At 70.1% G+C, this 23301-nt stretch carries 17 protein-coding genes and 1 pseudogene; 16 read left to right on the top strand and 2 right to left on the bottom strand.

Annotation, left to right across the window (positions count from 1 at the left end; genetic code table 11):
• Window positions 1-405 precede the first annotated feature (405 nt).
• From CYJ26_RS11180 to CYJ26_RS04645, 6 genes are all read left to right on the top strand, one after another.
• The gene (locus CYJ26_RS11180) at window positions 406-2907 is read left to right on the top strand and encodes a DUF222 domain-containing protein (protein WP_180950849.1); all 2502 of its coding nucleotides are present in this window, start codon (window positions 406-408) and stop codon (window positions 2905-2907) included.
• A 129-nt stretch (window positions 2908-3036) separates the two neighbouring features.
• Window positions 3037-4218: a flavodoxin-dependent (E)-4-hydroxy-3-methylbut-2-enyl-diphosphate synthase gene (gene ispG, locus CYJ26_RS04665; protein WP_034237223.1), complete on the top strand. Its 1182-nt coding sequence runs from the start codon at window positions 3037-3039 to the stop codon at window positions 4216-4218.
• 61 nt (window positions 4219-4279) lie between these two features.
• Window positions 4280-5242: a GNAT family N-acetyltransferase gene (locus CYJ26_RS04660; protein ID WP_034237224.1), complete on the top strand. Its 963-nt coding sequence runs from the start codon at window positions 4280-4282 to the stop codon at window positions 5240-5242.
• A 557-nt stretch (window positions 5243-5799) separates the two neighbouring features.
• The gene (locus CYJ26_RS04655) at window positions 5800-6147 is read left to right on the top strand and encodes a hypothetical protein (RefSeq protein ID WP_024036406.1); all 348 of its coding nucleotides are present in this window, start codon (window positions 5800-5802) and stop codon (window positions 6145-6147) included.
• Between the two features lie 69 nt (window positions 6148-6216).
• Window positions 6217-8061, top strand: a complete 1845-nt coding sequence (locus CYJ26_RS04650) for a proline--tRNA ligase (protein WP_006548728.1) — start codon at window positions 6217-6219, stop codon at window positions 8059-8061.
• Window positions 8062-8093: 32 nt separating this feature from the next.
• Window positions 8094-11009: a DEAD/DEAH box helicase family protein gene (locus CYJ26_RS04645; RefSeq protein WP_101638044.1), complete on the top strand. Its 2916-nt coding sequence runs from the start codon at window positions 8094-8096 to the stop codon at window positions 11007-11009.
• Here the strand turns inward: CYJ26_RS04645 and CYJ26_RS04640 are convergent.
• Window positions 10997-11974, bottom strand: coding sequence for a hypothetical protein (locus tag CYJ26_RS04640; protein ID WP_052039915.1), 978 nt, complete (start codon window positions 11972-11974; stop codon window positions 10997-10999). The two genes, CYJ26_RS04645 and CYJ26_RS04640, sit on opposite strands and share 13 nt — an antisense overlap.
• A gap of 111 nt (window positions 11975-12085) precedes the next feature.
• Between CYJ26_RS04640 and CYJ26_RS04635 the strand changes: the two genes are divergently transcribed.
• The 5 genes from CYJ26_RS04635 (at window position 12086) to rarD (ending at window position 18166) form a co-directional block, all read left to right on the top strand.
• Window positions 12086-12550, top strand: a complete 465-nt coding sequence (locus CYJ26_RS04635) for a ribosome maturation factor RimP (protein WP_034237229.1) — start codon at window positions 12086-12088, stop codon at window positions 12548-12550.
• Between the two features lie 27 nt (window positions 12551-12577).
• On the top strand, window positions 12578-13624 hold the full coding sequence (gene nusA / locus CYJ26_RS04630) for a transcription termination factor NusA (protein ID WP_034237231.1): 1047 nt from the start codon (window positions 12578-12580) through the stop codon (window positions 13622-13624).
• 105 nt (window positions 13625-13729) lie between these two features.
• On the top strand, window positions 13730-14062 hold the full coding sequence (locus tag CYJ26_RS04625; protein ID WP_034237233.1) for a YlxR family protein: 333 nt from the start codon (window positions 13730-13732) through the stop codon (window positions 14060-14062).
• A 103-nt stretch (window positions 14063-14165) separates the two neighbouring features.
• On the top strand, window positions 14166-17156 hold the full coding sequence (infB, locus tag CYJ26_RS04620; protein WP_034237234.1) for a translation initiation factor IF-2: 2991 nt from the start codon (window positions 14166-14168) through the stop codon (window positions 17154-17156).
• Window positions 17157-17251: 95 nt separating this feature from the next.
• Complete coding sequence (gene rarD, locus CYJ26_RS04615) at window positions 17252-18166, top strand: EamA family transporter RarD (protein WP_040319545.1); 915 nt, start codon at window positions 17252-17254, stop codon at window positions 18164-18166.
• 35 nt (window positions 18167-18201) lie between these two features.
• Here rarD and CYJ26_RS11175 read toward each other — a convergent pair.
• Window positions 18202-19648, bottom strand: a pseudogene (locus CYJ26_RS11175) (molybdopterin-dependent oxidoreductase).
• A gap of 285 nt (window positions 19649-19933) precedes the next feature.
• On the opposite strand from CYJ26_RS11175, the gene rbfA reads away from it, so the two are divergent.
• From rbfA to rpsO, 5 genes are all read left to right on the top strand, one after another.
• Entirely contained in the window at window positions 19934-20407 is a 474-nt protein-coding gene (rbfA, locus tag CYJ26_RS04605; protein WP_006548739.1) for a 30S ribosome-binding factor RbfA, read from the top strand.
• Window positions 20404-21438 (top strand): tRNA pseudouridine(55) synthase TruB, encoded by a 1035-nt coding sequence (gene truB, locus CYJ26_RS04600; protein ID WP_101638043.1) that lies wholly within the window; start codon window positions 20404-20406, stop codon window positions 21436-21438. Before rbfA ends, truB begins: the two co-directional genes overlap by 4 nt.
• Before the next feature lie 28 nt (window positions 21439-21466).
• On the top strand, window positions 21467-21736 hold the full coding sequence (locus CYJ26_RS04595) for a hypothetical protein (RefSeq protein WP_101638042.1): 270 nt from the start codon (window positions 21467-21469) through the stop codon (window positions 21734-21736).
• Window positions 21737-21767: 31 nt separating this feature from the next.
• Window positions 21768-22811 carry a bifunctional riboflavin kinase/FAD synthetase gene (locus CYJ26_RS04590; RefSeq protein ID WP_101638041.1) on the top strand — a complete coding sequence of 348 codons (1044 nt, stop codon included), beginning with the start codon at window positions 21768-21770 and terminating at the stop codon, window positions 22809-22811.
• Window positions 22812-22962: 151 nt separating this feature from the next.
• Window positions 22963-23232, top strand: a complete 270-nt coding sequence (gene rpsO, locus CYJ26_RS04585) for a 30S ribosomal protein S15 (protein ID WP_006548743.1) — start codon at window positions 22963-22965, stop codon at window positions 23230-23232.
• Window positions 23233-23301: the final 69 nt, after the last annotated feature.

Genomic DNA, 23301 nt, shown 5'->3' with positions numbered 1-23301 from the left:
CGTGCTGCGGGGTAGCGAAGGGCGCGGTGGGGTAGCGAACGCGGTGGAGGGGTAGCGAGGGAAGAGCGTGGGCCGTGTTGGTGGGGGGTGAAGGGCACGGTGGGGTAGCGACGGCGGGTACGACCTGGGCGTGTCGCTTGCCCTTGGGCGCGTTTGCGCTCATAGCAGACCCGTGAGACCGAGGGGGCGCATCGGGACGCCGGGATCATGGCGTAGACAGGGGTAGGGCGCCGTGCTGGAAGCGGCTTGCCCAGCCCCGGACCATCCGGAACCACCAACAAGGTAACGAGCATTTTCCCGATGATGAGCGCTATCTGAGTCGCACTCATCATGGATGAGTATCTGACATGATCTGAGGCCCTTGATGATCTTGTCCATGAGGGGCGATGCAGGTAGACTGTACATATGTTCGAGGTGAGAGGCTCTGAGTCTCGGTTCGCACCCGACGGCGGGGCGGACCGAGAGAGCTCGCGGCCTGTGACAGATGCCTGGGGTGCGGGCAATGAGGCTGGCGCTCAGGCCTGTGGTGGCGCTCGGGCTGATGCACAGACCGAGGCTGCCGAGTACCTCGCTGCAATGACCCCGGGAGCCTCGCTGGCAGGACTGATCGAGCGGCTCGTCGCGGCTGGGGCAGAGCAGGCGGCTAACGGTGTGAGCTCAGGTGCTGGTGAGGATCTCGCGCAGGGCACGGGATCGGGGCTGGCTCGCGGCGAGACCCTGGGGGTCGTGGAGTCTTTGGCTCGTCTGGATCCAGACTCCCTGCGCGAGCTGGTGGCTGCCTGCACCCGATTGTCTGCTTGGGCCGGGTGGGCGCAGTCGCTGATGGCAGCGGCGCTGAGCCGGTGCCTGTCCCGCGGCGGTGAGGAGGTCAGCGGGGTGGGTGGGGTGTCTGCCGCGGCCCTCATGAGCCAGGACGAGGCCCGGATGAGCGCGTCGAGCGAGATCACCTGCCGGCTGGGGATCTCGCGTCGGCGGGCCAGTGACATGATCGAGCGTGGTGAGGCGTTGTGCCAGCCTGACCTGTCTCTCGCTGGAGGCATGTTCCATGCAGGCCTGATCGACTCCGCCAAGTTCTCGCTGTGTGGGCGGCGGCTGGACGGCGTGGGAAGCGAGCTGTGTCTCCAGGTGCAGGAGCAGGTGCTGGAGCAGGCGGCGCACCGCACGCACGCTCAGCTGGCACGAGACCTGGACAAGGCCCTGGCGGCGCTGGACCCTGAGGGCGTCTCACGGAGGCGTCGCCGTGACACGGCGGGTCGTCACGTCACGCGCCCTCGCCCCGCAGGGGTCGGCACGAGCGAGATGAGGATGCTCCTGCCCACCCCGGACGCCTATCTGCTGGACGCCGCCCTGGAAGCCGTCGCAGCTTCGGCCCGGGCGATGGGAGACGGGCGCACGCTCTCGCAGCTGCGTGCGGACGCCTTGGTGAGCATGAGCCTCGACCTCGTGCGCGGTAGGCAGCACGAGGCTGTTCGGGATCGCTCCGAGCCGGGTCGGAGTGCGGCACAGGGGTATGAGAGTCAGCTCAACAGTTCTCATGGTGACCAGGTTCGTGCTTCTGCTCGGGATGACCAGGTTCATGTTCCTGCCAGCGATGGCAGTGCCTATGGTGGCGAGAACCGCGTGCCGTCAGTCCTTGACCCTGCGCGGCTGCTTCCTGACGGCGTACCTGTGGATGCCCTTGTAGCCTCCTTGAGTCGACTTGTCTCCTGTACCAGCCCTTGGTGGACGCCCTCTGGCGTCGGCCGGGTGCTCTTTCCCTCTGGCCTGCAGATCCATGTCGATGTCACCGTGCCCGCGGACACTCTCGCCAGGTTCCAGGAGCTGGAAGCCTCACAGGATCACCCGGTTCACTGCGCGCAGCCCGCAGGCGGTACAGAGAGCCCGGTGAGCGCAGAGGGCACCGGGACTGTGCGAAGCGCGGGAAGCGCGAGACTCCCGGGGGTCGCAGGGAACGCCGAAGCAACGGGAAGCCCAGTGGGCGCGGTGCTGAGCATCGGTGGGTACAGCACTCCTGTCCCTGCAGTCGTGGCTGCTGCCCTGGCGGCAGGTGGCACCTGGCGGCGTCTTGTCACGGACCCGGTCAGTGGAGCCGTTCTCGATGTCGGGCGTCGGCGTTACCGGCCTCCCGCGGCCTTGGCTGATGCGGTGCGCACCCGCGATGCCTCCTGCACGCACCCTGGCTGTGAGGTGCCAGCCAGGAGATGCGATATCGACCATATCCGCCCCTGGTCTCAAGGAGGAACAACCTCCTTGGACAACCTCACGCTCTTGTGCCAGGCCCATCACTACCTCAAGCACTCACCAGGGTGGTCACTGACGCGTACGGCTGACGGCGGCCTGGTCTGGCGTACGCCCACGGGGGCTCGTTACCGCAGAGACCCGGACGGCAGGATCACGATGCTCGCCGCGAGAGTGGGGCCGCGACAGCATCAGCAGGACGAGCATCCTGTCGCGAGGGCGCTGGAGCGCGCGGTCACGGATGAGGTCCTTGCTCGGCTGGAACGAGGGCTGTCCTCCAGCTGCGGCCTGGCACTGGGTTGGGATGATGAGGCTTCGGTTTCAGGATGGGATGGTTCTAGCCCGGCACCGGGCTGGCACGGTGGTGCTTCGGTCCGGGGTCAGGGTGGTTCTGGTCCGGTAGCAGGGCGGGATGATCCTGCTCTGACCCGGGGTCAGGATGGTTCTAGCCCGGCAGCAGGGCCCGATCATCGGGCATCGGCCCCAGATGCCCCGGAGCGAGGCCGCCCCGGCTACCCAGGCCGCCCCAGCTACCAAGGCCGACCCTGCCTGGAGACTCGGGGCCCTCGGCCTGGCCAACGGGCAGGTGACTTTGAGCCCCATGGCTATCCGCCCGAGCTTCATGAGCTAGGCCTGGCCGAGCTGCTCGACGCGGTTGTGCCCTTCTGACTCCTCTGACGCCTTGGCGCCCGTCTATCCGGCCCCTGACCGGTCCTGGGATGCTGGTGCGCTGGATCCCACACCGCTGCGCTCGGTGCCATGGTCAGGAGCCTTGGTCGTGGTGCCATACTGGACGCCGTGACTCAAGCGATCGCTCTTGGTATTCCGACTGTGCGCGAGGAGCGCCCTGTTCTGGCCCTGCGCCGCGCCACCCGCAAGATCCGGGTCGGTGACGTCGAGGTGGGCGGGGATGCTCCCATCTCGGTGCAGTCGATGACCACCACCAAGACCCATGACATCGGCGCCACCCTCCAGCAGATCGCCGAGCTGACGGCAGCGGGCTGCGACATCGTGCGCGTGGCCTGCCCCACGGACAAGGACGCTGAGGCCCTGCCGATCATCGCCAAGCAGTCCCGTATCCCCGTCATCGCGGACATCCACTTCAACTCCAAGTACGTCTTCCAGGCCATCGAGGCCGGCTGCGGCGCCGTGCGCGTCAACCCTGGCAACATCCGCAAGTTCGACGGTCAGGTCAAGGAGATCTGCCAGGCCGCCTCTGACGCCGGTGTCTCCCTGCGCATCGGCGTCAACGCCGGTTCCCTGGACCCGCGTCTGCTCAAGAAGTACGGCAAGGCCACCCCCGAGGCCCTGGTCGAGTCGGCCGTGTGGGAGGCGGGCCTGTTCGAGGAGTGCGGCTTCCACGACTTCAAGATCTCCGTCAAGCACCACGACGTCGTCACCATGGTCCAGGCCTACCAGCTCCTGTCCGAGCAGGGTGACTGGCCCCTGCACCTGGGCGTGACCGAGGCCGGCCCGGCCTTCCAGGGCACGATCAAGTCCTGCGCCGCCTTCGGTACCCTGCTCGCCCAGGGCATTGGGGACACCATCCGCGTCTCCCTGTCCGCCCCTCCGGTGGAGGAGGTCAAGGTGGGCACCAAGCTCCTGGAGTTCATGGGCCTGCGTGAGCGCAAGCTGGAGATCGTCTCCTGCCCCTCCTGCGGCCGCGCCCAGGTGGACGTGTGGAACCTCGCCGAGAAGGTTGAGGAAGGCCTCAAGGACGTCCAGGCCCCGCTGCGCGTGGCCGTCATGGGCTGCGTCGTCAACGGCCCGGGTGAGGCCCGCGAGGCGGACCTGGGGTGCGCCTCGGGCAACGGCAAGGGCCAGATCTTCGTCCACGGCAAGGTCGTCGAGACCGTGCCCGAGGACCAGGTGGTTGAGACCCTGCTGCGCCACGCCCAGGAGATGGCCGAGCAGATGCACTCCGAGATGGGCGAGGAGGCGCTGGCCGGCACCAGCCCCGCCGTCGTCACGGCTGGCTGAGCCTGACGCTCCCCGCCGGGACGGGCCTCGCGGTGCGGGCCTCGTCCTTGAGGCACTGACGATGAGGATCCTCAACCGCCCCCTCACCTCCGTGGGCCGCGACCAGGCTGACGGATTGCTGGCTCTGTGTGCCCTCGACCCCGTGGGCGGTGCCAACCTGGCTCACCAGCTGTTGCGATGGAACCGCTGGGGGCACGGCGACGTCGTCGTGGCCGGGCGCGTGGGCCGTCCAGACGGAGGAGCCTGGGCCACCGGCTCAGTCATTCCCTTCGGACTGGGCGCGCGCGCCGAGCTTGGCCACGATGGCGCGAGCCGTGCCCAGGTGAGGGCACTGGCTGACCACGCACGTCGTCGCCTGGTCAACCGAGGGTCGGTGTTCGGCCCGGTGCGCGACGTCGAGCCTGTGTGGCAGGCCCTGGCTGAGGGCGGGACCCGATCACGTGAGGAGCGGTGGAACCAGCCTCTGCTCGTCTCGCCCCCGGTCGCAGGTGGGCTGACGGGCCGTGCGCTGGCTCGCCGCCCGGGCCTGGAGTGGATCGCCAGGGTGCTGCGCGACGCGCAGCTGGGGGAGGAGTCCCTGGTCCTGCCTGCCTCGGTCGCGATGTTCACCTCTGAGCTCGGCTACGACCCGACGAGCGCCGGCGGCTCCTACGCCCGCCACGTGGACTGGCTGGTGGCCATGGGGCGCAGCTACGTCGTCATCGACGACGGCGAAGGTCGCCCGCCGCTGCCTGGTGGGCCGCGATCAGTGGCCTTCAAGGCCGACGTCGGGGCGCTGTGGAGCCCTCCGGGGCAGCAGCCGGGCGTCGCCCAGCTGACGGGCGTGTGGACACGCCCGGACCTTCGAGGCAGGGGAGTGGCGAGCGTGGCGCTGGCGGCCACCGTGGACGCGGTGCGTCGGGACCACGTGGGGCCAGGCGGGACGGTGAGCCTGTACGTCAACGACTTCAACACCCCGGCGCTGGGCCTGTACCGCAGCCTTGGCTTTGAGCAGGTCGGCACCTTCGCCACGGTGCTGCTCTAGGGACGGCGGCCCTCCTGATCGGCAACCGCCGCGAGCCGGTGTCCCGGTAGCATGAGGTCGTCATCGAGCCTCTGGCTCCTGCCGCCGGGCAGCAGCCGAGGCGGAGGCGGCGGCCAGGACGACAGCCTAGGAGGCGACCGTGAGCGCAGTTCTCGTCATCCCGTGGCCGACGCCAGGTCACGGGCGCCCTGGCGGCTCCGTCGTCCCGGTGCTGGGTGGCTGGCCGCAGGCGAGCCTGGCCTGCGTCCTCCTGCCAGGACGGGCGGAGACAGTGAGCTGGCCCGGTTCACGCCCGGTCGAGACCCTCCAGGTCGTCAACGAGGCCCAGGAGACCGACGACGACCTGGCTTGCGTGGCCTGGCGGCTGGGGGAGGACGAGGTCGTCATGAGAGACCCCTCGGTCGTGAGCACGTGCCCGCGGCCTGTCGCGCAGGAAGGCTGCTCCGACGCAGCCCCCCGGTGCGGGGCGCGGCGAACGAGCCGCTCTCGCAGGTCAGCTCCTGGAGGGTGTCAGGCGGCTGCACGTTGTGCCCTCGCCATCGCTGGCGGAGGGAGGCGTGGTCGAGGCGCCCCTGTGCGAGGGGCTGGAGGGCTGGTGGCCGTCGAGCTGGCACGTGCTGGCTCAGGGCACGGTGTGGCGCCTCATCGAGACCAGCCCGCGGTGGGACGCGGATGGCGAGGGCATGAGGGCTAGGACCGCCGTCGTCATCCGGGACCGTGACCTGGCTGCCATCAGCCTGGAGACCCTGGAGACAGGCACCAGCGGACGCGTCATCTGGACTAGGAGCGAGGACCTGCGGTACTGGCCGCCGGGAGCGCACCCAGGGCTGGACGATCCTGTCGTGGGCGAGGCCCTACCCCGTGCCCTGCGGCTCATCGCCCCGCACCTGCCCGCTGCCGGCTGAGAGCACGTGACACAGGATCTGCCAGGCGGCTGGCGAGAGCCAGGTCCTGGGACCACGTAAGATCGCACCGTGCTTCAGACTCTCTCGACCGCCTTCATCCGTACCCTGCGTGAGGACCCCGCCGATGCCGAGGTCGCCAGCCACAAGCTGCTCGTGCGTGCCTCCTACATCCGCCGCACCGCCCCAGGCATCTACACCTGGCTGCCGCTGGGCCTGGCCGTCGTGCGCAAGATCGAGGCGATCGTGCGTGAGGAGATGAACCGCATGGGCGGTCAGGAGGTCCATTTCCCTGCCCTCCTGCCGGCTGAGCCCTACAAAGCGACCCAGCGCTGGGACGAGTACGGCCCCACACTCTTCACCTTGCAGGACCGCAAGGGCGGGGACTACCTGCTGGCCCCCACCCACGAGGAGATGTTCACCCTCCTGGCCAAGGACATGTTCTCCTCCTACAAGGACCTGCCCGCCACCCTGTACCAGATCCAGACCAAGTACCGTGACGAGGCCCGCCCGCGCGCGGGCCTGATCCGCGGGCGTGAGTTCATCATGAAGGACTCCTACTCCTTCGACGTCGACGACGCCGGGCTGGACGCCTCCTACCAGCGCCACCGTGACGCCTATGAGCGCATCTTCCGCCGCCTGGGCCTGGAGTACGTGCCCGTCAACGCCATGGCCGGCGCCATGGGCGGCTCGCACTCCGAGGAGTTCCTCCACCCCTCGCCGATCGGTGAGGACACCTTCGTGCGTTCCGACGGCGGCTACGCGGCCAACGCCGAGGCCGTCACCACTCCGGTGCCGCCGAGCGTCGACGCCTCCGCCGAGCCTGCGCCCCAGGTGGTCGCTACCCCCGACACCCCGACCATCGACTCCCTGGTGGACCTGTGCAACAGCACCTACCCGCGTCCTGACGGGCGGGAGTGGACGGCAGCGGACACGCTCAAGAACGTCGTCGTCGTCCTCATCCACCCCCATGGCGAGCGCGAGCTGCTCGTGGTCGGAGTGCCCGGCGACCGCGAGGTGGACATGAAGCGCCTGGAGGCGGCCGTGGCCCCCGCCGAGGTCGAGATGGCCAGCGAGGAGGACTTCAAGACCCATCCCGAGCTGGTACCCGGCTACATCGGCCCGCAGGCTATCGGCCCCAACTCCCCTCTGCGCCGCACCGAGACTGACGAGCAGGGGCGCGAGGTCCTCACCGGCTCGGTGCGCTACCTGCTCGACCCCCGCATCGTGGACGGCACGAGCTGGGTGACTGGCGCCAACGAGCTGAAGAAGCACGTCCTGCACCTGGTCAAGGGCCGCGACTTCGAGGCTGACGGCACGATCGAGGCCGCCGAGGTGCGCGAGGGCGACCTCGCCCCTGACGGCTCGGGCCCCCTGCACCTGGAGCGCGGCATCGAGGTCGGGCACATCTTCGCGCTCGGCCGCAAGTACGCCCAGGCGCTCGGCTTTACGGTGCTGGACGAGAACGGCAAGGCGCGCGTGGTCACCATGGGCTCCTACGGCATCGGCGTCAGCCGCGTCATGGCTGCGCTGGCCGAGGCCAACCACGACGAGCGCGGGCTCGCCTGGCCCATCCAGGTTGCGCCCTACCACGTCCAGGTCCTGGCCACCGGTAAGGACGAGCAGGTCTTCGCCACCGCCCACGCCTTGGCTCGCGAGCTGGACGCCGCAGGCCTGGAGGTCCTCTACGACGACCGCAGGAAGGTCTCGGCGGGCGTGAAGTTTGCGGACAGTGAGCTGCTGGGCGTCCCCTTCACCGTCGTCGTCGGCCGCGACCTAGCCAAGGAGGGCACGGTGGAGATCCGTGACCGGCGCAGCGGCGAGCGTCGTAGCGTGCCTGCGGCGACGGCTGCGGCCGAGGTCCGTGCCACGGTCGAGGCTGCTCTGGTGGCTGCGCCCACCGGCGAGGCCGCCTGAGGCAGCCGCTGCCACAGGCCTGAGCGGACCTGATGACCGACGCGACGCGCCGCCCTGCGCACAACCTGCGGATGGCAGCGCGTCTGCGTGCCTACCAGCGTGACCTGCTCGACGCCGTCGATCCGGCCGACGACGAGGTCCTCCACCTGGTTGCCCCACCCGGGGCAGGCAAGACTCTCCTTGGCCTGGAGCTGGCCCGGCGCAACGGTCGCCCGGCGCTCGTGCTGACCCCGACCACCATCATCCGGGAGCAGTGGCGTGAGCAGGCAGCCTCGCTCTTTGAGGGCGAGTGGGGTGACAACCTGTGCGTGAGCACCTACCAGTCCCTTGCGCTCGTGCGCAGTGACGGGGTCTGGGACGAGGCAGGCCTGGCTGCGTGGAAGCGCGAGCTCGTGGACGGCGGCTACAGCCCAGCGCAGGCTGAGGCCTGGCTGGAGGACCTGGCCAGCTCCCATCGCCAGGCCTACCGCCGGGGAGTCTCGCGGCGGGCGGCCCGGGCGCGTGCCCGTGTGGATGAGCTCGATGACAAGGCCGTGGCGAACCTGCTGGCTCCCTCGGCCCGGCAGCGGCTTGACGCCTTGGTCGAGGCAGGCGTGGCCACGATCGTCCTGGACGAGTGCCACCACCTGCGTGCCCACTGGGCGGTCGTGGTCCACTACCTGGTGCGTCGTCTGCGCCACGCTGGGCACCAGGCCACCCTCATTGGCCTGACCGCCACCAGCCCGAGCCCCGAGGACCGCTCCTACAGCCGTTACCACGCCCTGCTCGGCGAGGTGGATGCGCAGATCTCGGTGCCCGCCGTCGTGCGAGCCGGGCACCTGGCGCCGGACCGCGCCCTGGCCTGGTTCACCCTGCCCGAGCGCGAGGAGGCACGGTTTCTTGCCACCAGCGGCGCCGAGCTCGCCCACCGGGTCGCTCAGGTGCTGCTGGCTCCCGACGGCGTGGACTACCTCGTGGACACGGTGGCTCCCGGGCTGCGCGAGCTCATGGAGGACCCCGGCTGCACGCTGGAGCCTGAGGACCCGCGTCTGGCCACCGCTGTAGCCGAGGGCTTCGATGCCGCCCCACAGGCCGCCGCGACCGCGACGGCGCTCCTGCACCGGACTCGCGACTACCGGCCCACGCCCGCTTCCACCCTGCTCGTGCCCCTGCTCCCGCAGCTGTCTGTCCTGGAGACCAGCGAGCTCACCGGGCTCCTGGCCCGCTACGCCCTGGAACGCCTTCTGCCTGATCCTGCCCGCAGGTCGCAGTGGGAGGAGGTGCGCCAGACGCTCAGCGGCTTCGGGGTGCACCTGACCGACTCCGGGCTGCGACCCGGGCGCTCGCCCGTGGACCTCATCACCTCCTCCTCACTGGCCAAGGACACGGCCGTCATCGACGTCCTGCGCCACGAGCTGGACGCCCTGGGATCGCGGCTACGCGCCGTCGTCGTCACGGACGCCGCCGAGCGCTCTGCTGCTCACCGTGCCCTGGACGTGCTCACGGGAGACGGCCGGCCCGCGGCGCCAGGCGGCGCGTTGCGCTGCTTCGAGACGCTGCTGAGCGACGAGGCCCTGCGGGGCCTTGGCCCGGTGCTCATCACGAGCCGCCACCTGCGGCTAGCCAGCGGGCAGGAGGAGCTGCTGGCCACGCTGCGCGAGCGCACAGGGCTGGAGCTCAGCGGCCAGGACGACGGGGTGAGCCTGACGGTCGCCGGCCCCGGGGTCGGCTCGGCGGCGCTCGTGCTGGCAGTCAGTGAGCTCATGGCCGCTGGCCGGGTGCGCCTGGTGGTCTCCACCCGTGCGCTGCTGGGGGAGGGCTGGGACTGCCCGGCAGCCAACACGCTGGTGGACCTGTCCACCGTGACCACGGCGACGGCGGTGGCGCAGCTGCGTGGCCGCGGTACCCGGCTCGACCCGTCCTGGCCTAGCAAGGTGGCGCACTACTGGTCCGTGGTCTGCGTGCTGCCTGCCCAGGCTGGCCTCGGCGGCGGAGGCGACTTAGGGCGCCTGGAGCGCAAGGCGGACCAGATCTGGTCCGCGGTGCCGAGTGAGGCGACGCCCTGGCCCGGGGGTGACTGCGTTCCCAGTGCCGGTGGGACCCAGGCCGTCATCGAGACCGGCCTGCGCGGCGTGCTGAGCCCGCCCCAGCGCCTCCTCCTCGCCTCCCTGACCGCAGGAGCGCAGCATGCCCAGGTCGCCTGCCTCAACGAGCTGACTGTGGCGAGCCTGGGGGACAGAGGTATCGAGCGGGAGCGGTGGCTCGGCGCGGCCACGGGGATCGATCCGGACGCCATGGCGCCGCAGGGCGGCTCTGGGCGGTCGGCGAGAGCGGAGCGGTCGGGCTACCCCGTGGAGGTGGTACGCATCCAGTGGGCCAGCGCGCTGCTGCGCCACGGGGTGCCCAGCTCCTACTGGCAGGCAGCGGCCTGCGTGGTGGCGCGGTGCCTGAGTCAGGACGGCGGGGCACACGCGCACCTGGCGGTGCTTGAGGAGACAGACAACAGCCTGAGCGTGGGGCTGGTGGACGGGTCCGACGGCGCTGGTGCCCGCTTTGCGGACGCGCTCGCGGCGCTGCTGAGCGAGCCTGAGCGCCGTCCTCGCTTCGTGCTGGAGGCACAGCTGCTGACGACGACGGCGAATCCGCGCCGTCCGCTTCCCGCCTGGCGCCGGGCACTGGCACGCCTGCTTCTTCAGATCGGTCGGCTGCCGGGCAGGTCCGGTGGTGACGGGGACTGGATAGCCCTGGCCGTGCCGAGCCTCCTGGTCCGCTCGCGTCAGGAGGCCGAGGCCCTGGTGGCCGGCTGGACACGCTGGGTGGGGCCGTGCCGGCTGCGGCTGGTGCGTGACGGTGACGACGCCGCCGCCTACCTGGCGGCGCGAGGCGCCCACGGCCCGGTGAGGTACCTACGGGTGGAACGAGGCCGCCGGTGGGTGGAGCAGACTGTGGAACAGGCTCAGGACTCGTAGCCGGGCAGCGCCGGCAGCGTCGAGCCCCAGGCCCGGGCGCGTGCGGCGGCGTCGATGGCGGCGTCGATGGCGATCTCGCGCTGGTCCGGATCCAAGGCAATCAGGGAGACGATCTCCTGCTCGCACACGCGCAGCCAGGACTGGCGTGCCCAGGTGGTGTCCGCGCTCGTCGCGCTGGTGGAGGCCTGGGGCGGGGCGGCGTAGGCCGGCAGGCGCGAATCCGTTCCTCCCAGGGCGATGGAGGCGTTGACGACGTCGTCGGCGTAAGCGGCGTCAGCCTGTGCCTGGGCGCGCTGGGCGTCGGCCGAGCGTGCCGCCACCTCCTCCATGGCGTAGCGGGCCGCGTCATAGGCCTGCACGAGGTCTGGCTCCAGGGCCTGGGTCATCTGGGAGGCCTGACGCGGTGCCCCCTCCAGCGCCGTCTCGGCGGCCAGCGTGGTGGCCAGCTGCGTGGCGCCGGCGGACCAGGAGACGGCCAGGGCGGCGTACAGCTGCGCCTGGCCGGCCTGCTCGGCATGGAGAGCGGCCTGGCGCGCCTGCTCGGCACCCTGCTCCAGAGCCTGCAGCAGGTCATCGGGGGTGGCATCGGCCGGGGCTGTGGCGACCGGCGTCGTCGTGGGCAGGGTGGTAGGAGCAGAGGTGGGCCAGGGCTGCCAGACCCCGCCCAGGGCCTCAAGCTGGAGCTTGCCCGCCTCGACGAGCTGGGTGACCTGGGTGGCGACCTCCTGGTTGCCGGAGGTGAGAAGAACCTCGGCCGTGGAGGAGATGAGGGTGGCCTGGCGTGCCAGGGCGTCGCGTTCGGCCTCGGCGGCCGACGCCGTCGGCAGGGTGTCAGGAACGCCGTGCCCCAGCCGCAGCTCACAGGCTCCGGTGCCAGCCAGGAGGCCGCCGGCCAGGAGGAGCACCAAGGCGCCTCGCAGCGGGCGCGTCAGGACGGGGGAGCAGGGCAGGGGTGCAGGCTTCACACGGTGATCCTGGCACGGCCAGGTAGCATGAGCCATGCTGGCCACGCCCAAGGACGCGCCCACTAGTGCGTCGGTGGCCCGCGATCTGACCAACGACCGGGAAGGGACCCCATGGCGGACACGCTGTCAACTGCGACGACCGAGCGGCTCACCGAGCTGCTCACACCTGTGGTCGAGCAGGCAGGTCTGTTCCTGGAGGGGGTGGAGACCACCAGGGCCGGCCGCTACTCCACCGTGCGCGTCATCGTGGACCTGCCTGACGGCCCGGGCGACCTTGACCTGGACACGGTGGCTGAGGTGACCCAGACGGTGTCTGACGCCCTGGACGAGGCTGATCCGGTCAAGGGCCAGTACACCCTGGAGGTCACCAGTCCCGGGGCCGAGCGCGAGCTGACCACGCCCCGCACCTTTCGGCGCGCCACCGGTCACCAGGCCCGTCTGGTCACTGCCGGCCAGACCCTGACCGGGACCGTGCGCAGCGCAGACGAGGAGACCGTGACCGTGGAGGTCGACGGCAGTGAGCAGACGATTGCCTACACGGACCTCCTGGAGGCCCGGATGGTCGTCGTCTTCTGAATCGGGACGAGGACGAGAGAGGACACCATGGACATCAACATGCCGGAGCTGCGAGGCGCGGCCCAGGAGCTGGGCATCGACCTGGAGGACCTCCTGCCCGCCATCGAGGACGCCATCCTGGGTGCCTACACCAAGGTCCCGGGCGCTATCCGTGGCGCGCACGTCGAGATCGACCGCCGCAGCGGCCATATGGCCGTGCTGGCTCCTGAGGTTGACGAGGAGGACCAGCCCACGGGCGAGTTCTTCGACGACACCCCCGACGACTTCGGGCGCATCGCCCAGGCCACTGCCCGCTCGGTGATCGTCCAGCGCATCCAGGATCGGCGCGACTTCGAGGTCCTGGGCGCCTTCAAGGACAAGGCCGGCGAGCTGATCTCCGGCACCGTGGAGCAGGGGCGTGACCCGCGCATCGTCTACGTGCGTCTGGACGAGGAGCACGAGGGGATCATGCCTCCCCACGAGCAGGTCCCGGGTGAGCGCTACCGCCACGGCGACCGTATCCGCGCCTATGTCACCGAGGTCTCGCGCGGTCCCAAGGGAGCGCAGATCATCCTCTCGCGTACTCACCCCGGCCTGGTGCGCAAGCTCTTTGAGCGTGAGGTGCCCGAGCTGGTCTCGGGGGACGTGGAGATCATGGCGGTCGCGCGTGAGGCCGGCCACCGCACCAAGATGGCGGTGCGCTCGCGCCAGCGCGGCCTGGGGGCCAAGGGCGCCTGCATCGGCCCGATGGGTCAGCGCGTGCGTGCTGTCATGGCGGAGCTGGGCGGGGAGAAGATTGACATCGTCGACTACTCCGACGAGCCGGCCCGCTTCATCGCCAATGCCCTGTCCCCGGCGCGCGTGTCCTCGGTGCACATCCAGTCCATGGAGGACCAGACGGCCAAGGCCGTGGTACCTGACTTCCAGCTCTCCCTGGCCATCGGCAAGGAGGGGCAGAACGCTCGCCTGGCCGCGCGTCTGACGGGCTGGAAGATCGATATCCACGCCGACGCCGAGACCGGCGAGGTGATCGCGGGTCGTGGTTCTCGTGCCGACGACGTGACAGGCCCCTCAGCCGCACAGAGGGATGCCTGAGCCTGGCTGCCGCTAGACTTGTTCGGGACCCTGCGTGAGATCCTGGGGCCGTCAGGCCGCCAGGGGCAGCAGGTGACAGGACGATGGGAAGGACGCGACGAGACGGTGAAGCACCTCTCACACGTACCTGAACGCACCTGCATCGGCTGCCGCGCCAAGGGTCCTCGGGCGCAGCTGCTGCGCCTGGTCATCGACGACGGCCGGCTTCGTGTCGACCCCCGGGCGGTTGCGCCTGGGCGAGGCGCGTGGATCCACCCGGATCCCGCGTGCCTGGAGCTTGCCGAACGCAGGCGCGCCTTCGGGCGCGCGCTGCGCACCAGTGAGCCGCTGGACGTGGCTCCCGTGTGCGAGCGGATCTCCTCCCGGGGCAACCTGGATGAGGATGGTGCGAGCACGCACGAGCGGCCTGCACGCAGTGCCGCGACAACGACCGACTAAGAAGGCGGGTAGGAAGCCGATGGGCACCCGATGAGTACCCAGCGATGAGCTGCCTCAACTGACGCCCACCCTGATCCGGGGTGGGCAACCGGACAGGAGAAAAGTGGCTAAACCACGCGTTCACGAGCTCGCGAAGGAGCTCGACCCCACTGGCAAGAAGATCACCTCCAAGGTGATCCTGGCCTGGCTCAAGGACCAGGGAGAGTTCGTCAAGGCGGCCTCCTCCGCGGTCGAGCCTCCCGTCGCTCGTCGGGTCCGCGAGCACTTTGCCGATCAGGCGGCCTCGGCCGCAGGCAAGGACTCCGCCGCCCCGGCTGCCGCTGCCAAGCCTGCTCCGCGCCAGGGCGCGCCGAAGCCGGCTGCCCCGGCGCACGCCGCGGCTCCCGCGCCTGAGCACGCTGCGGCGGCCAAGCCCGGACCGGCCTCCAAGCCGGCTCCTGCGACTTCAACCCCCGGCCCCGCGGCGTCTCAGCCTGCTACCTCGAAGCCCGCGGCGCCCAAGCCGGCTGCGAAGCCCTCCTCGGCGCCGGCCTTCCAGGCCCCCAGCCAGAGCACGGGGCGCAGCGAGCACACGCCGACCCCCGGACCGCGCCCGGCGGCGCCGACCCCAGGTCCGCGCCCGGGTGCACCGCGTCCGGGTAACAACCCCTTCGCCACCTCCCAGGGCATGCCTCGCCCTGCGGGCCGTGGCGGTCAGCGCTCTGAGCGTGGCGAGCGTCAGGGCTCGCGCGGCCAGGGCGGCTCTCGCGGGCAGGGCGGACCTCGTCCGGGTAACAACCCCTTCGCCACCTCCCAGGGCATGCCTCGCCCAGGCGGCTCAGGTGGACCGCGCCCTCAGGGTGGTGCCCGTCCCGGACCTCGTCCGGGCGGTAACCGCGCCGGTGGCCACGGCGGCCCGCGTCCCCAGGGCGCTGGCTCGGGCGGCCCGCGTCCTCAGGGTGGGGCCCGTCCCGGACCTCGCCCAGGCGGCGGCCCGCGTCCGAACCCCGGCATGATGCCCGGCCACTCCTCGGTGGGACGCCCCGGCGCCCCGGCCCGTGGTGGTCAGGGTGGCCGCGGTGGCCGTCCTGGCGGCGGTCGCGGCGGAGCCGGCGGTGGCGCTGGTCGTCCCGGTGGTGGCGGCTTCGGCGGCGGTCCTCGCGGTGGCCGCGGTGGTCGCGGCTCGACGCAGGGCGCCTTCGGCCGTGGTGGTTCCAGCCAGCGTGGACGCAAGTCCAAGCGGGCCAAGAGGCAGGAGTTCGAGCAGCAGGGCGCGCCGTCGATCGGTGGCGTGATCGTCCCTCGCGGTGACGGCTCAACGCCGATCCGTGTGCGTCAGGGTGCCACCTTGACGGACCTGGCTGAGAAGATCAACGCCAACCCCGCGGCCCTGGTCACGGTCCTGTTCCACCTGGGAGAGATGGTTACGGCCACCCAGTCCGTGGACGAGGACACCTTCGCCCTGCTGGGCGCCGAGCTCGGCTACGACGTCAAGATCGTCTCGCCCGAGGACGAGGAGCGCGAGCTCCTGGAGTCCTTCGACATCGACCTGCAGGCCGAGGAGGCCGAGGTCGACGACGCCGACCTGCTCCCGCGTCCCCCGGTGGTCACGGTCATGGGTCACGTCGACCACGGTAAGACCAAGCTGCTGGACGCGATCCGCTCCACCGACGTCGTGGCTGGCGAGGCCGGCGGTATCACGCAGTCCATCGGTGCCTACCAGGTGCGCGTGCACCTGAATGACGAGGACCGTCGGATCACCTTCATCGACACCCCCGGTCACGAGGCCTTCACGGCCATGCGTGCCCGTGGTGCCGAGGTCACCGACATCGCCATCCTCGTGGTCGCTGCCGACGACGGCGTCATGCCCCAGACGGTCGAGGCGCTCAACCACGCCCAGGCGGCCGGTGTGCCGATCGTGGTCGCGGTCAACAAGATCGACAAGGAGGGCGCCAACCCGGACAAGATCCGCGGCCAGCTCACCGAGTACGGTCTTGTGCCCGAGGAGTACGGCGGCGACACGATGTTCGTCGACATCTCGGCCAAGCAGCGTCTGCACATTGACGAGCTGCTAGAGGCTGTGCTGCTGACGGCTGATGCTGCTCTCGACCTGCGGGCCAACCCCGACTCCGACGCCCGAGGCGTCACGATCGAGGCCAAGCTGGACAAGGGCCGTGGCGCGGTCTCGACCATCCTGGTCGAGCGCGGCACCCTGCACGTGGGTGACCCGATCGTGGCCGGCAGCGCCTACGGTCGCGTGCGTGCCATGTTCAACGAGCACGGTGACGCCCTGGAGGAGGTCGGCCCCGGTAGCCCCGCGCTGGTCCTGGGTCTGACCAACGTGCCCAGCGCTGGTGACTCCTTCATCGTCGCGCCCGACGACCGCACTGCCCGTCAGATCGCTGACAAGCGTGAGGCCGCTGATCGTGCGGCACTCCTGGCCAAGCGCCGCAAGCGTGTCTCCCTGGAGAACCTCACCGACGTCCTCAAGGAGGGCAAGGTCGACACCCTCAACCTCATCCTCAAGGGTGACTCCTCGGGTGCGGTCGAGGCCCTGGAGGACTCGCTGCTCAAGATCGACGTGGGCGAGGAGGTCGCTCTGCGCATCATCCACCGCGGCGTGGGTGCCATCACGCAGAACGACGTCAACCTGGCTACGGTCGACTCCGCCGTCATCATCGGCTTCAACGTCCGACCTGCCGAGCGTGTGGCCGAGCTGGCCGACCGCGAGGGCGTGGACATGAAGTTCTACTCGGTCATCTACTCCGCGATCGAGGACGTCGAGGCCGCGATGAAGGGCATGCTCAAGCCCATCTACGAGGAGGTGGAGCTCGGCAGCGCCGAGATCCGTCAGGTCTTCCACTCCTCGAAGTTCGGCTCCATCGCCGGTTCGATTGTGCGCTCGGGCGTCATCAAGCGTGGCACCAAGGCCCGCCTGGTGCGCGACGGCGTCGTGGTGGACGGCAACCTGTCCATCGAGTCGCTGCGCCGCGAGAAGGACGACGTCACCGAGGTCCGCGAGGGCTACGAGTGCGGTATCAACCTGGGCTTCAAGGACATCGCCGAGGGCGACGTCATCGAGACCTGGGAGATGCGCGAGAAGCCGCGTGACTGACCTCAGGCCTTGCCGGGCCTGTTAAGTCGGCCACGAGACGACGGCGCCGCCACCCTCTGTACGAGGGCGGCGGCGCCGTCGTCTACCGTGAGCGGGTGAGCCCAACTGATCCCGCCGCACGCCAGCGCGCCACCCTGCTGGTTTTGGCGACCTATCTCATCTGGGGTGCCTTCCCTCTCTACTTCAAGCTCCTGGCCGCCGCCGGCGCCCTGGAGGTCATCGGCTACCGGATCGTCTTCACCGCTGCCACGTGCCTGGTGCTGGTCAGCGTCACCCGCTCGTGGCCGAAGGTTGCGGCGGTCCTTCGCTCGCCGAGGCAGCTGGGGACCTTCATCGCCTCCGGCCTGCTCATCACGCTCAACTGGCTCACCTACGTCTACGGCGTCAACTCCGGCCACGCGGCCGACGCCGCCCTGGGGTACTTCATCAACCCGCTGGTCACCGTGGCACTGGCGGCGGCGGTGCTGGGTGAGAGACTGCGCCGCTACCAGGGGGTTGCCATCGGGCTGGCGGGCCTGGCGGTGGTGGTCATGGTCGTGATGCAGGGCACCCTGCCCTGGATCTCCCTGGCTCTGGCGCTGACCTTCGGGCTGTACGGGCTGGTCAAGCACGAGGCCACGGCTGACGCGCTGACCGGCCTGACGGTGGAGTCGCTGGTGGTGACTCCGCTGGGGCTGGGCTATCTCGTCTGGCTGGCGGCGACTGGTGGCTCGGTCCTCCAGGGAGCCGAGGGCTCGGCCGGCCTGGCTGTGCTGCTGGTGGCAGCGGGGCCGGTCACGGCGGTGCCCCTGCTCCTGTTCGCCTCAGGCGCGCGAGACGTGCCCCTGACGACGGTCGGTCTGGTCCAGTTCGTCTCACCGATCATCCAGTTCCTCATGGCCTGGGCGGTCTTCCACGAGGAGATCTCGGCCGGTCGCTGGACAGCGATGGTGCTGGTGTGGGTCGCCGTGCTGGTCTTCTGTGCGGACCTGGTCCTCCAGGCCAGGAGACGGCCTCGGGTACGGGGCTAGATTCGAGCGTCGACGTCCTGGTAACCCGAGTCCTCTCAGGTGCCCCCCATGCCATCGCCGACCTCGCAGTAGTCGCGGATGACGGTCACCGAGCGCACCCACTTGACCATCTTGTAGCCGTGGCCGGACTCGCAGCGAAGCCGCAGTGGTGCGCCGAACATGGGGGACAGGGGAGCGTCGTTGCGCCCCCAGGCCAGGATCGTGTCCTCCTCCAGAGCCAGACTGAGCGGCAGGCAGGTGTAGTAGGGCTCCACGGGCCGGCCGTCGTGCATGTGCTGGGCTTTGCCGAAGGACTCGAACATGACCCACTGGCCCTCGGGATCGATCTGTCCGGCCTGGGCCAGGAGGTCAGAGACCCGGACTCCTGTCCACTTGACGATGCCGGTCCATCCCTGCATGCAGGTGTGCATGGTGATCTGGGACTGGGAGGGCAGCGCCTGCAGCTCGGCCAGGGAGAGACTGGTCGGGCGTGAGACCAGGCCGTCCACGGTGAGGCGGAAGCCTTCAAAGTCCGCGGACGCGAGCTCGTGGTACTCCGGGGACTCCTGCGCTGAGGGGGTGCGGGTGTTGACCCAGTGGAAGGGGAGATGTCCGCCTCGGTGTACGGCCTGGCGCTGGACTGGCGTGAGGCCAGGCGGTCCACGGTCAGGCGGCGGACCACGCGTGTGGCGCCCCACAGCAGCCGCTGGCTGCGGCGGGTGTCAGCCAGTGTCCAGAAGGAGGCCCCGAGCTACAGGGCGATCACGCCCGCGATGGTGGCCACGACGATAAGGGTGGCAGCGCCCACACGAGCTGGGTCGAAGTGGCCGTAGACGATGTGGGTGAGGTTGTGCTCGCGGTGGACGATGAAGACCAGCAGGACGTGGACGACGGCGAAGCCCAGGTAGAGGGCCATGCCCAGGAAGTGCAGGGAGCGTGCGGTCTGACGCCCGCCGAGCATCTTGGCGTACCAGGGGAAGCGGCCCACCACGGCCGGGGACATCGCCGGGCCGGTGATGATCATGAGCGGGGCGGCGACGAAGACGATGACGAAGTAGCCCAGCTGCTGCAGGCCGTCGTAGGGCGTGAAGTCGCACAGCGAAGGTGCCTGCAGGTGGAGGTAGGTCAGGAAGGAGTCCCAGGCCTTCGGGAGGATCTCCAGGGAGGTGGGCACCAGGCTCCGGTTGCGATCATGAGGACCACGTAGACCAGACCGTTGACCATCCACACGCAGGTCAGGATCCCGTGCCAGGCACGGCCCAGGCCGATCTTGGCGCGTCCGGGCAGGGAGATGAAGGGAGACAGGTCGCGCTGGTCGTCGCGCGCCGTGAAGGCTCCCTCCTCCAGGGGCACGGTGTCCCGGGTGAAGCGGATCCACTCAGACCCCGGTGTGCAGTGGTTGTTGAAGTAGAGCCGGGGGCGGGAGGTGAGGATCTCGATCCCAGACCGGATGAGCATGCCGATGCACAGGAAGTTGATCAGGTACGTCACGCGCAGCCACATGGGGAAGGTCGAGGTGTCGATGCACTCAGAGGCAGCCTCGCTGGCGGCCAGCGCCGCAGCCGTGAGGAAGGGGGAACATCATTGGCCCTTCGGGAGGTGGGGATGAGAACAAGGCAATAGTAACGGAAAAATCCAGTAAATAAAGATTGTCTGTGATGAGCCAGCGAAAAGTGTGATCTCGCGCCGTGGTCAGGCTGAAGAGGTCGAGATCTGAGACAATCTCCTGCCCGCAGCCTGCGGGCGGACCGCCGAGCGGTCCCCTGACGCCCAGCAAGGAGAGCCTTCATGGCAGACGCAGCGCGCGCCCGCAAGGTCGCTGACCGCATTCACCAGACTGTTGCCAGGCTCCTGCAGGGGCGTATCAAGGACCCCCGCCTGGGATTCATTACGATCACTGACGTGCGGGTGACCGGTGACCTGCAGCAGGCCACGGTCTTCTACACCGTCTACGGTTCCCAGCGTGAGCGCCGGGACACCGCTGCGGCCCTGCGCTCGGCGACCGGGCTCATCCGCTCTGAGGTCGGCAAGGCGCTCGGGATCCGTCTGACCCCCTCCATCGCCTTCCAGCTTGACGCCCTGCCCACCCAGGCCAAGACCTTCGAGGACGCCCTGGCCCAGGCTCGTGCCAAGGACGAGGAGATCGCCCGCTCGACGGCCGGTGCGACCTACGCCGGGGACCCCGACCCCTACCGGCATGATGACGAGGACGAGGAGATCGAGGACGAGGAGCCGGACGAGGCTGACGAGGACGAGGCGTGAGGGTCTCGGACCGACCACAGCTGCCTCGTGGCGCCGTCACCGCAGCCGACGGCCTCGTCCTCATCGACAAGCCGGCGTCGGTCACCAGTCACGACGTCGTCGCCATGACCCGGCGTCTGGCCTCGACGCGCAAGGTCGGCCACGCCGGGACCCTGGACCCGATGGCCACCGGTCTGCTGGTGCTCGGCGTGGGCCGGGCCACGCGCTTCCTCACCTACCTGGTGGGAGCGGACAAGACCTACGAGGCGACCGTCCGGCTTGGCCAGGACACCCTGACCGAGGACGCCGAGGGTGAGGTGACCGGTGCCTGCGGTGCGCGCGTCGAGCAGGTCGCCGAGCGCCTGGAGCCTGCGATCCAGGCGCTGACGGGCCCGATCATGCAGGTGCCTTCGGCTGTCTCGGCCATCAAGGTCGACGGCGTGCGCTCCTACAAGCGCGTGCGCGAGGGCGGCGAGGTTGAGCTCGCGGCCCGACCGGTCACCATTCACTGCCTGACCCGCCGAGGGCCGCTGCGCAGCGAGCAGGCCGATGACGGCACGGCGGTGGTGGACATGGACCTGACGGTGGCCTGCTCCTCGGGAACCTACGTGCGTGCCCTGGCTCGTGACCTGGGCCAGGCCCTGGGCTGCGGGGCGCACCTGACGGCGCTGCGCCGCACTGCCGTCGGCCCCTTCAGCCTTGACGAGGCAGCGACGCTGGAGCAGCTGGCTGCCGTGGTCGAGGCCGATGCGCACGCTGAGCGTCCTGGCGGGCTGCCCACCGTGCCGCTGTCGGTGGTGGCGCGGCGGTGCTTCCCCGTCGTCGAGCTCAGCGAGGCCGAGGCTCGCGCCCTGGGCTACGGCCAGCTCCTGGGGGCCGAGGTGATGGAACGGGCGGTCGTGCCACCTGGCGTCATCGTTCCCAAGGCTGGCGGCTCGGGCGGTGTGGCCGCGGGGTTCGCGCCGGACGGGCAGGTCGTGGCACTGTTGACCTCGGCCAAGGACCGGACCCGGCCCCTGCTCGTCCTCGCTGCCCGCGACGGCGCGAGCTGAGTGCCGGTGAGTCGTGACAGGAGAGACGATGAGCGAGCAGACCACCAACGAGGCCCAGCAGTCCCAGGGGTGCGGATGCGGATGCGGCGGGCACGGCAAGCGTCAGGAGGCCCCGGCCCTCGCTCCTGAGGTTGTCCAGCCGCTGGGGGAGGGCTACCAGGATGACGGCGTCGTGCCTGGGCGCAAGGCCGGCAACGTCCTGGGGCTGCGCGACGTGTCGGCCTCCGGCGGCGGCTGTGGCTGTGGCGGTCACGGCGGAGGTCACGGCCACGGTGGCTGCGGCTGCGGCAAGCACTGAGTCTGTGGCGGCAGAGGAATCTGGGGGCACGGTGGAGGTCTGGTACGGGCCGGAGCAGGTGCCGTCGGCGCTGGGCGCGCCTGACGGACCTGGCACCGTGGTGAGCGTCGGCGTCTTCGACGGCGTCCACCGCGGGCACCGTGCGGTGCTGGCCAGGGCGGTCGAGTGCGCCCGGCAGGTGGGGCTCGCCCACCCCGAGCGGCCCCGGCCGCTGGCGGTGGCCGTCACCTTTGATCCTCACCCCATCCTCATCCACCGCCCGCACACCCACCTGCCGATGGTCACCTCACTGGCTGACCGCCTGGAGCTGCTGGCCACCACGGGGCTGGACGCCGTGCTCGTGATCCACTACACCCTCGACTTCGCCCAGCAGAGCCCGTACGGCTTCGTGCGCCGGTGGTTGGAGGAGCTGCTCGGGGCCCGCGCCGTGGTCGTGGGGGACGACGTGCGCTTCGGGCGGGGCAACAGCGGCGACGCGGCGACCCTGGAGCAGATCGGCCGGGCCGACGGCCTGGAGGTCGAGATCGTCCATGACGTCCTGGCGCCCAGTGGCAGACGTTGGTCCTCGACCTGGGTGCGTGAGCTCATCGAGGCCGGGGATGTGGCGGGCGCTGCCCAGGTGCTGGGGCGGCCCCACCGGCTGCGGGGCACCGTGGTCCACGGGCTGCGGCGCGGCCGCGAGCTGGGCTTCCCCACCGCCAACCTCCAGGCCGCCACGGCCGGGGTCGTCCCGCCCGACGGCGTCTACGCTGGCTGGCTCGTGCGCTCACCGGGCGCCGGGGATGGCTCGGGTGGTGGCCAGGAGCGTCTGCCTGCCGCGATCTCGATCGGCACCAACCCGACCTTTGATGACGTGCCCGAGCGGACGGTGGAGGCGCACGTGCTGGGGCGCTCTGACCTCAACCTCTATGGGGAGGTCGTGGCCATCGAGCTGGTTGAGCACCTGCGGCCGATGCTGGCCTTTGACGGCCTGGAGCCCCTGCTGGCCCAGATGCGTGCCGACGTCGTCGACACTGCCCGGGTGCTCGGCGTGCCGGCGCCTGCTCCGGTGCGGCCGCAGGACGTCACAGCCTGAGGTCCTGGCGGCTGTGCCGCTTCCCACAGGCCAGGCGGGACGGCCAGGGGGCTGGCGCTGGTATCTTTGTCGGGCCGTCGATCGGCCGCGGACGTGTCATGCCCGGGAGAACCAGCCCCGGCGCTCCGCGCAACGAGAAAGAGGAGCAACCGTGTCGGTTTCCCCCGAGCGCAAGCAGCAGATCATCGCCGAGTACGCCACCCACGAGGGTGACACGGGCTCCCCGGAGGTTCAGATCGCTGTCCTGTCCGAGCGCATCTCCAACCTCACCGAGCACTTCAAGACCCACACCCACGACCACCACTCACGTCGTGGCCTCTACCTGCTCATCGGTAAGCGCCGTCGTCTCCTGGACTACCTCATGAAGGAGGACATCGAGCGCTACCGCTCCCTCATCGCCAAGCTGGGCATCCGCCGCTGAGCGCCTGCACCGCAGCGAACGTAGGCCCCGTCACCTCACAGTGACGGGGCCTACGTCGTGCTCCAGCGC

Source organism: Actinomyces urogenitalis (assembly GCF_002861525.1).
Taxonomy (GTDB): domain Bacteria; phylum Actinomycetota; class Actinomycetes; order Actinomycetales; family Actinomycetaceae; genus Actinomyces; species Actinomyces urogenitalis.
This window is presented reverse-complemented; position numbering and strand designations above follow the sequence as displayed.

Bases quoted from the DNA above. Each gene is read 5' to 3' on its own strand.
- CYJ26_RS11180 (WP_180950849.1), top strand. From the start codon at position 406: ATGTTCGAGGTGAGAGGCTCTGAGTCTCGGTTCGCACCCGACGGCGGG.
- CYJ26_RS04660 (WP_034237224.1), top strand. From the start codon at position 4,280: ATGAGGATCCTCAACCGCCCCCTCACCTCCGTGGGCCGCGACCAGGCT.
- CYJ26_RS04645 (WP_101638044.1), top strand. From the start codon at position 8,094: ATGACCGACGCGACGCGCCGCCCTGCGCACAACCTGCGGATGGCAGCG.
- CYJ26_RS04635 (WP_034237229.1), top strand. From the start codon at position 12,086: ATGGCGGACACGCTGTCAACTGCGACGACCGAGCGGCTCACCGAGCTG.
- nusA (WP_034237231.1), top strand. From the start codon at position 12,578: ATGGACATCAACATGCCGGAGCTGCGAGGCGCGGCCCAGGAGCTGGGC.
- rbfA (WP_006548739.1), top strand. From the start codon at position 19,934: ATGGCAGACGCAGCGCGCGCCCGCAAGGTCGCTGACCGCATTCACCAG.
- CYJ26_RS04595 (WP_101638042.1), top strand. From the start codon at position 21,467: ATGAGCGAGCAGACCACCAACGAGGCCCAGCAGTCCCAGGGGTGCGGA.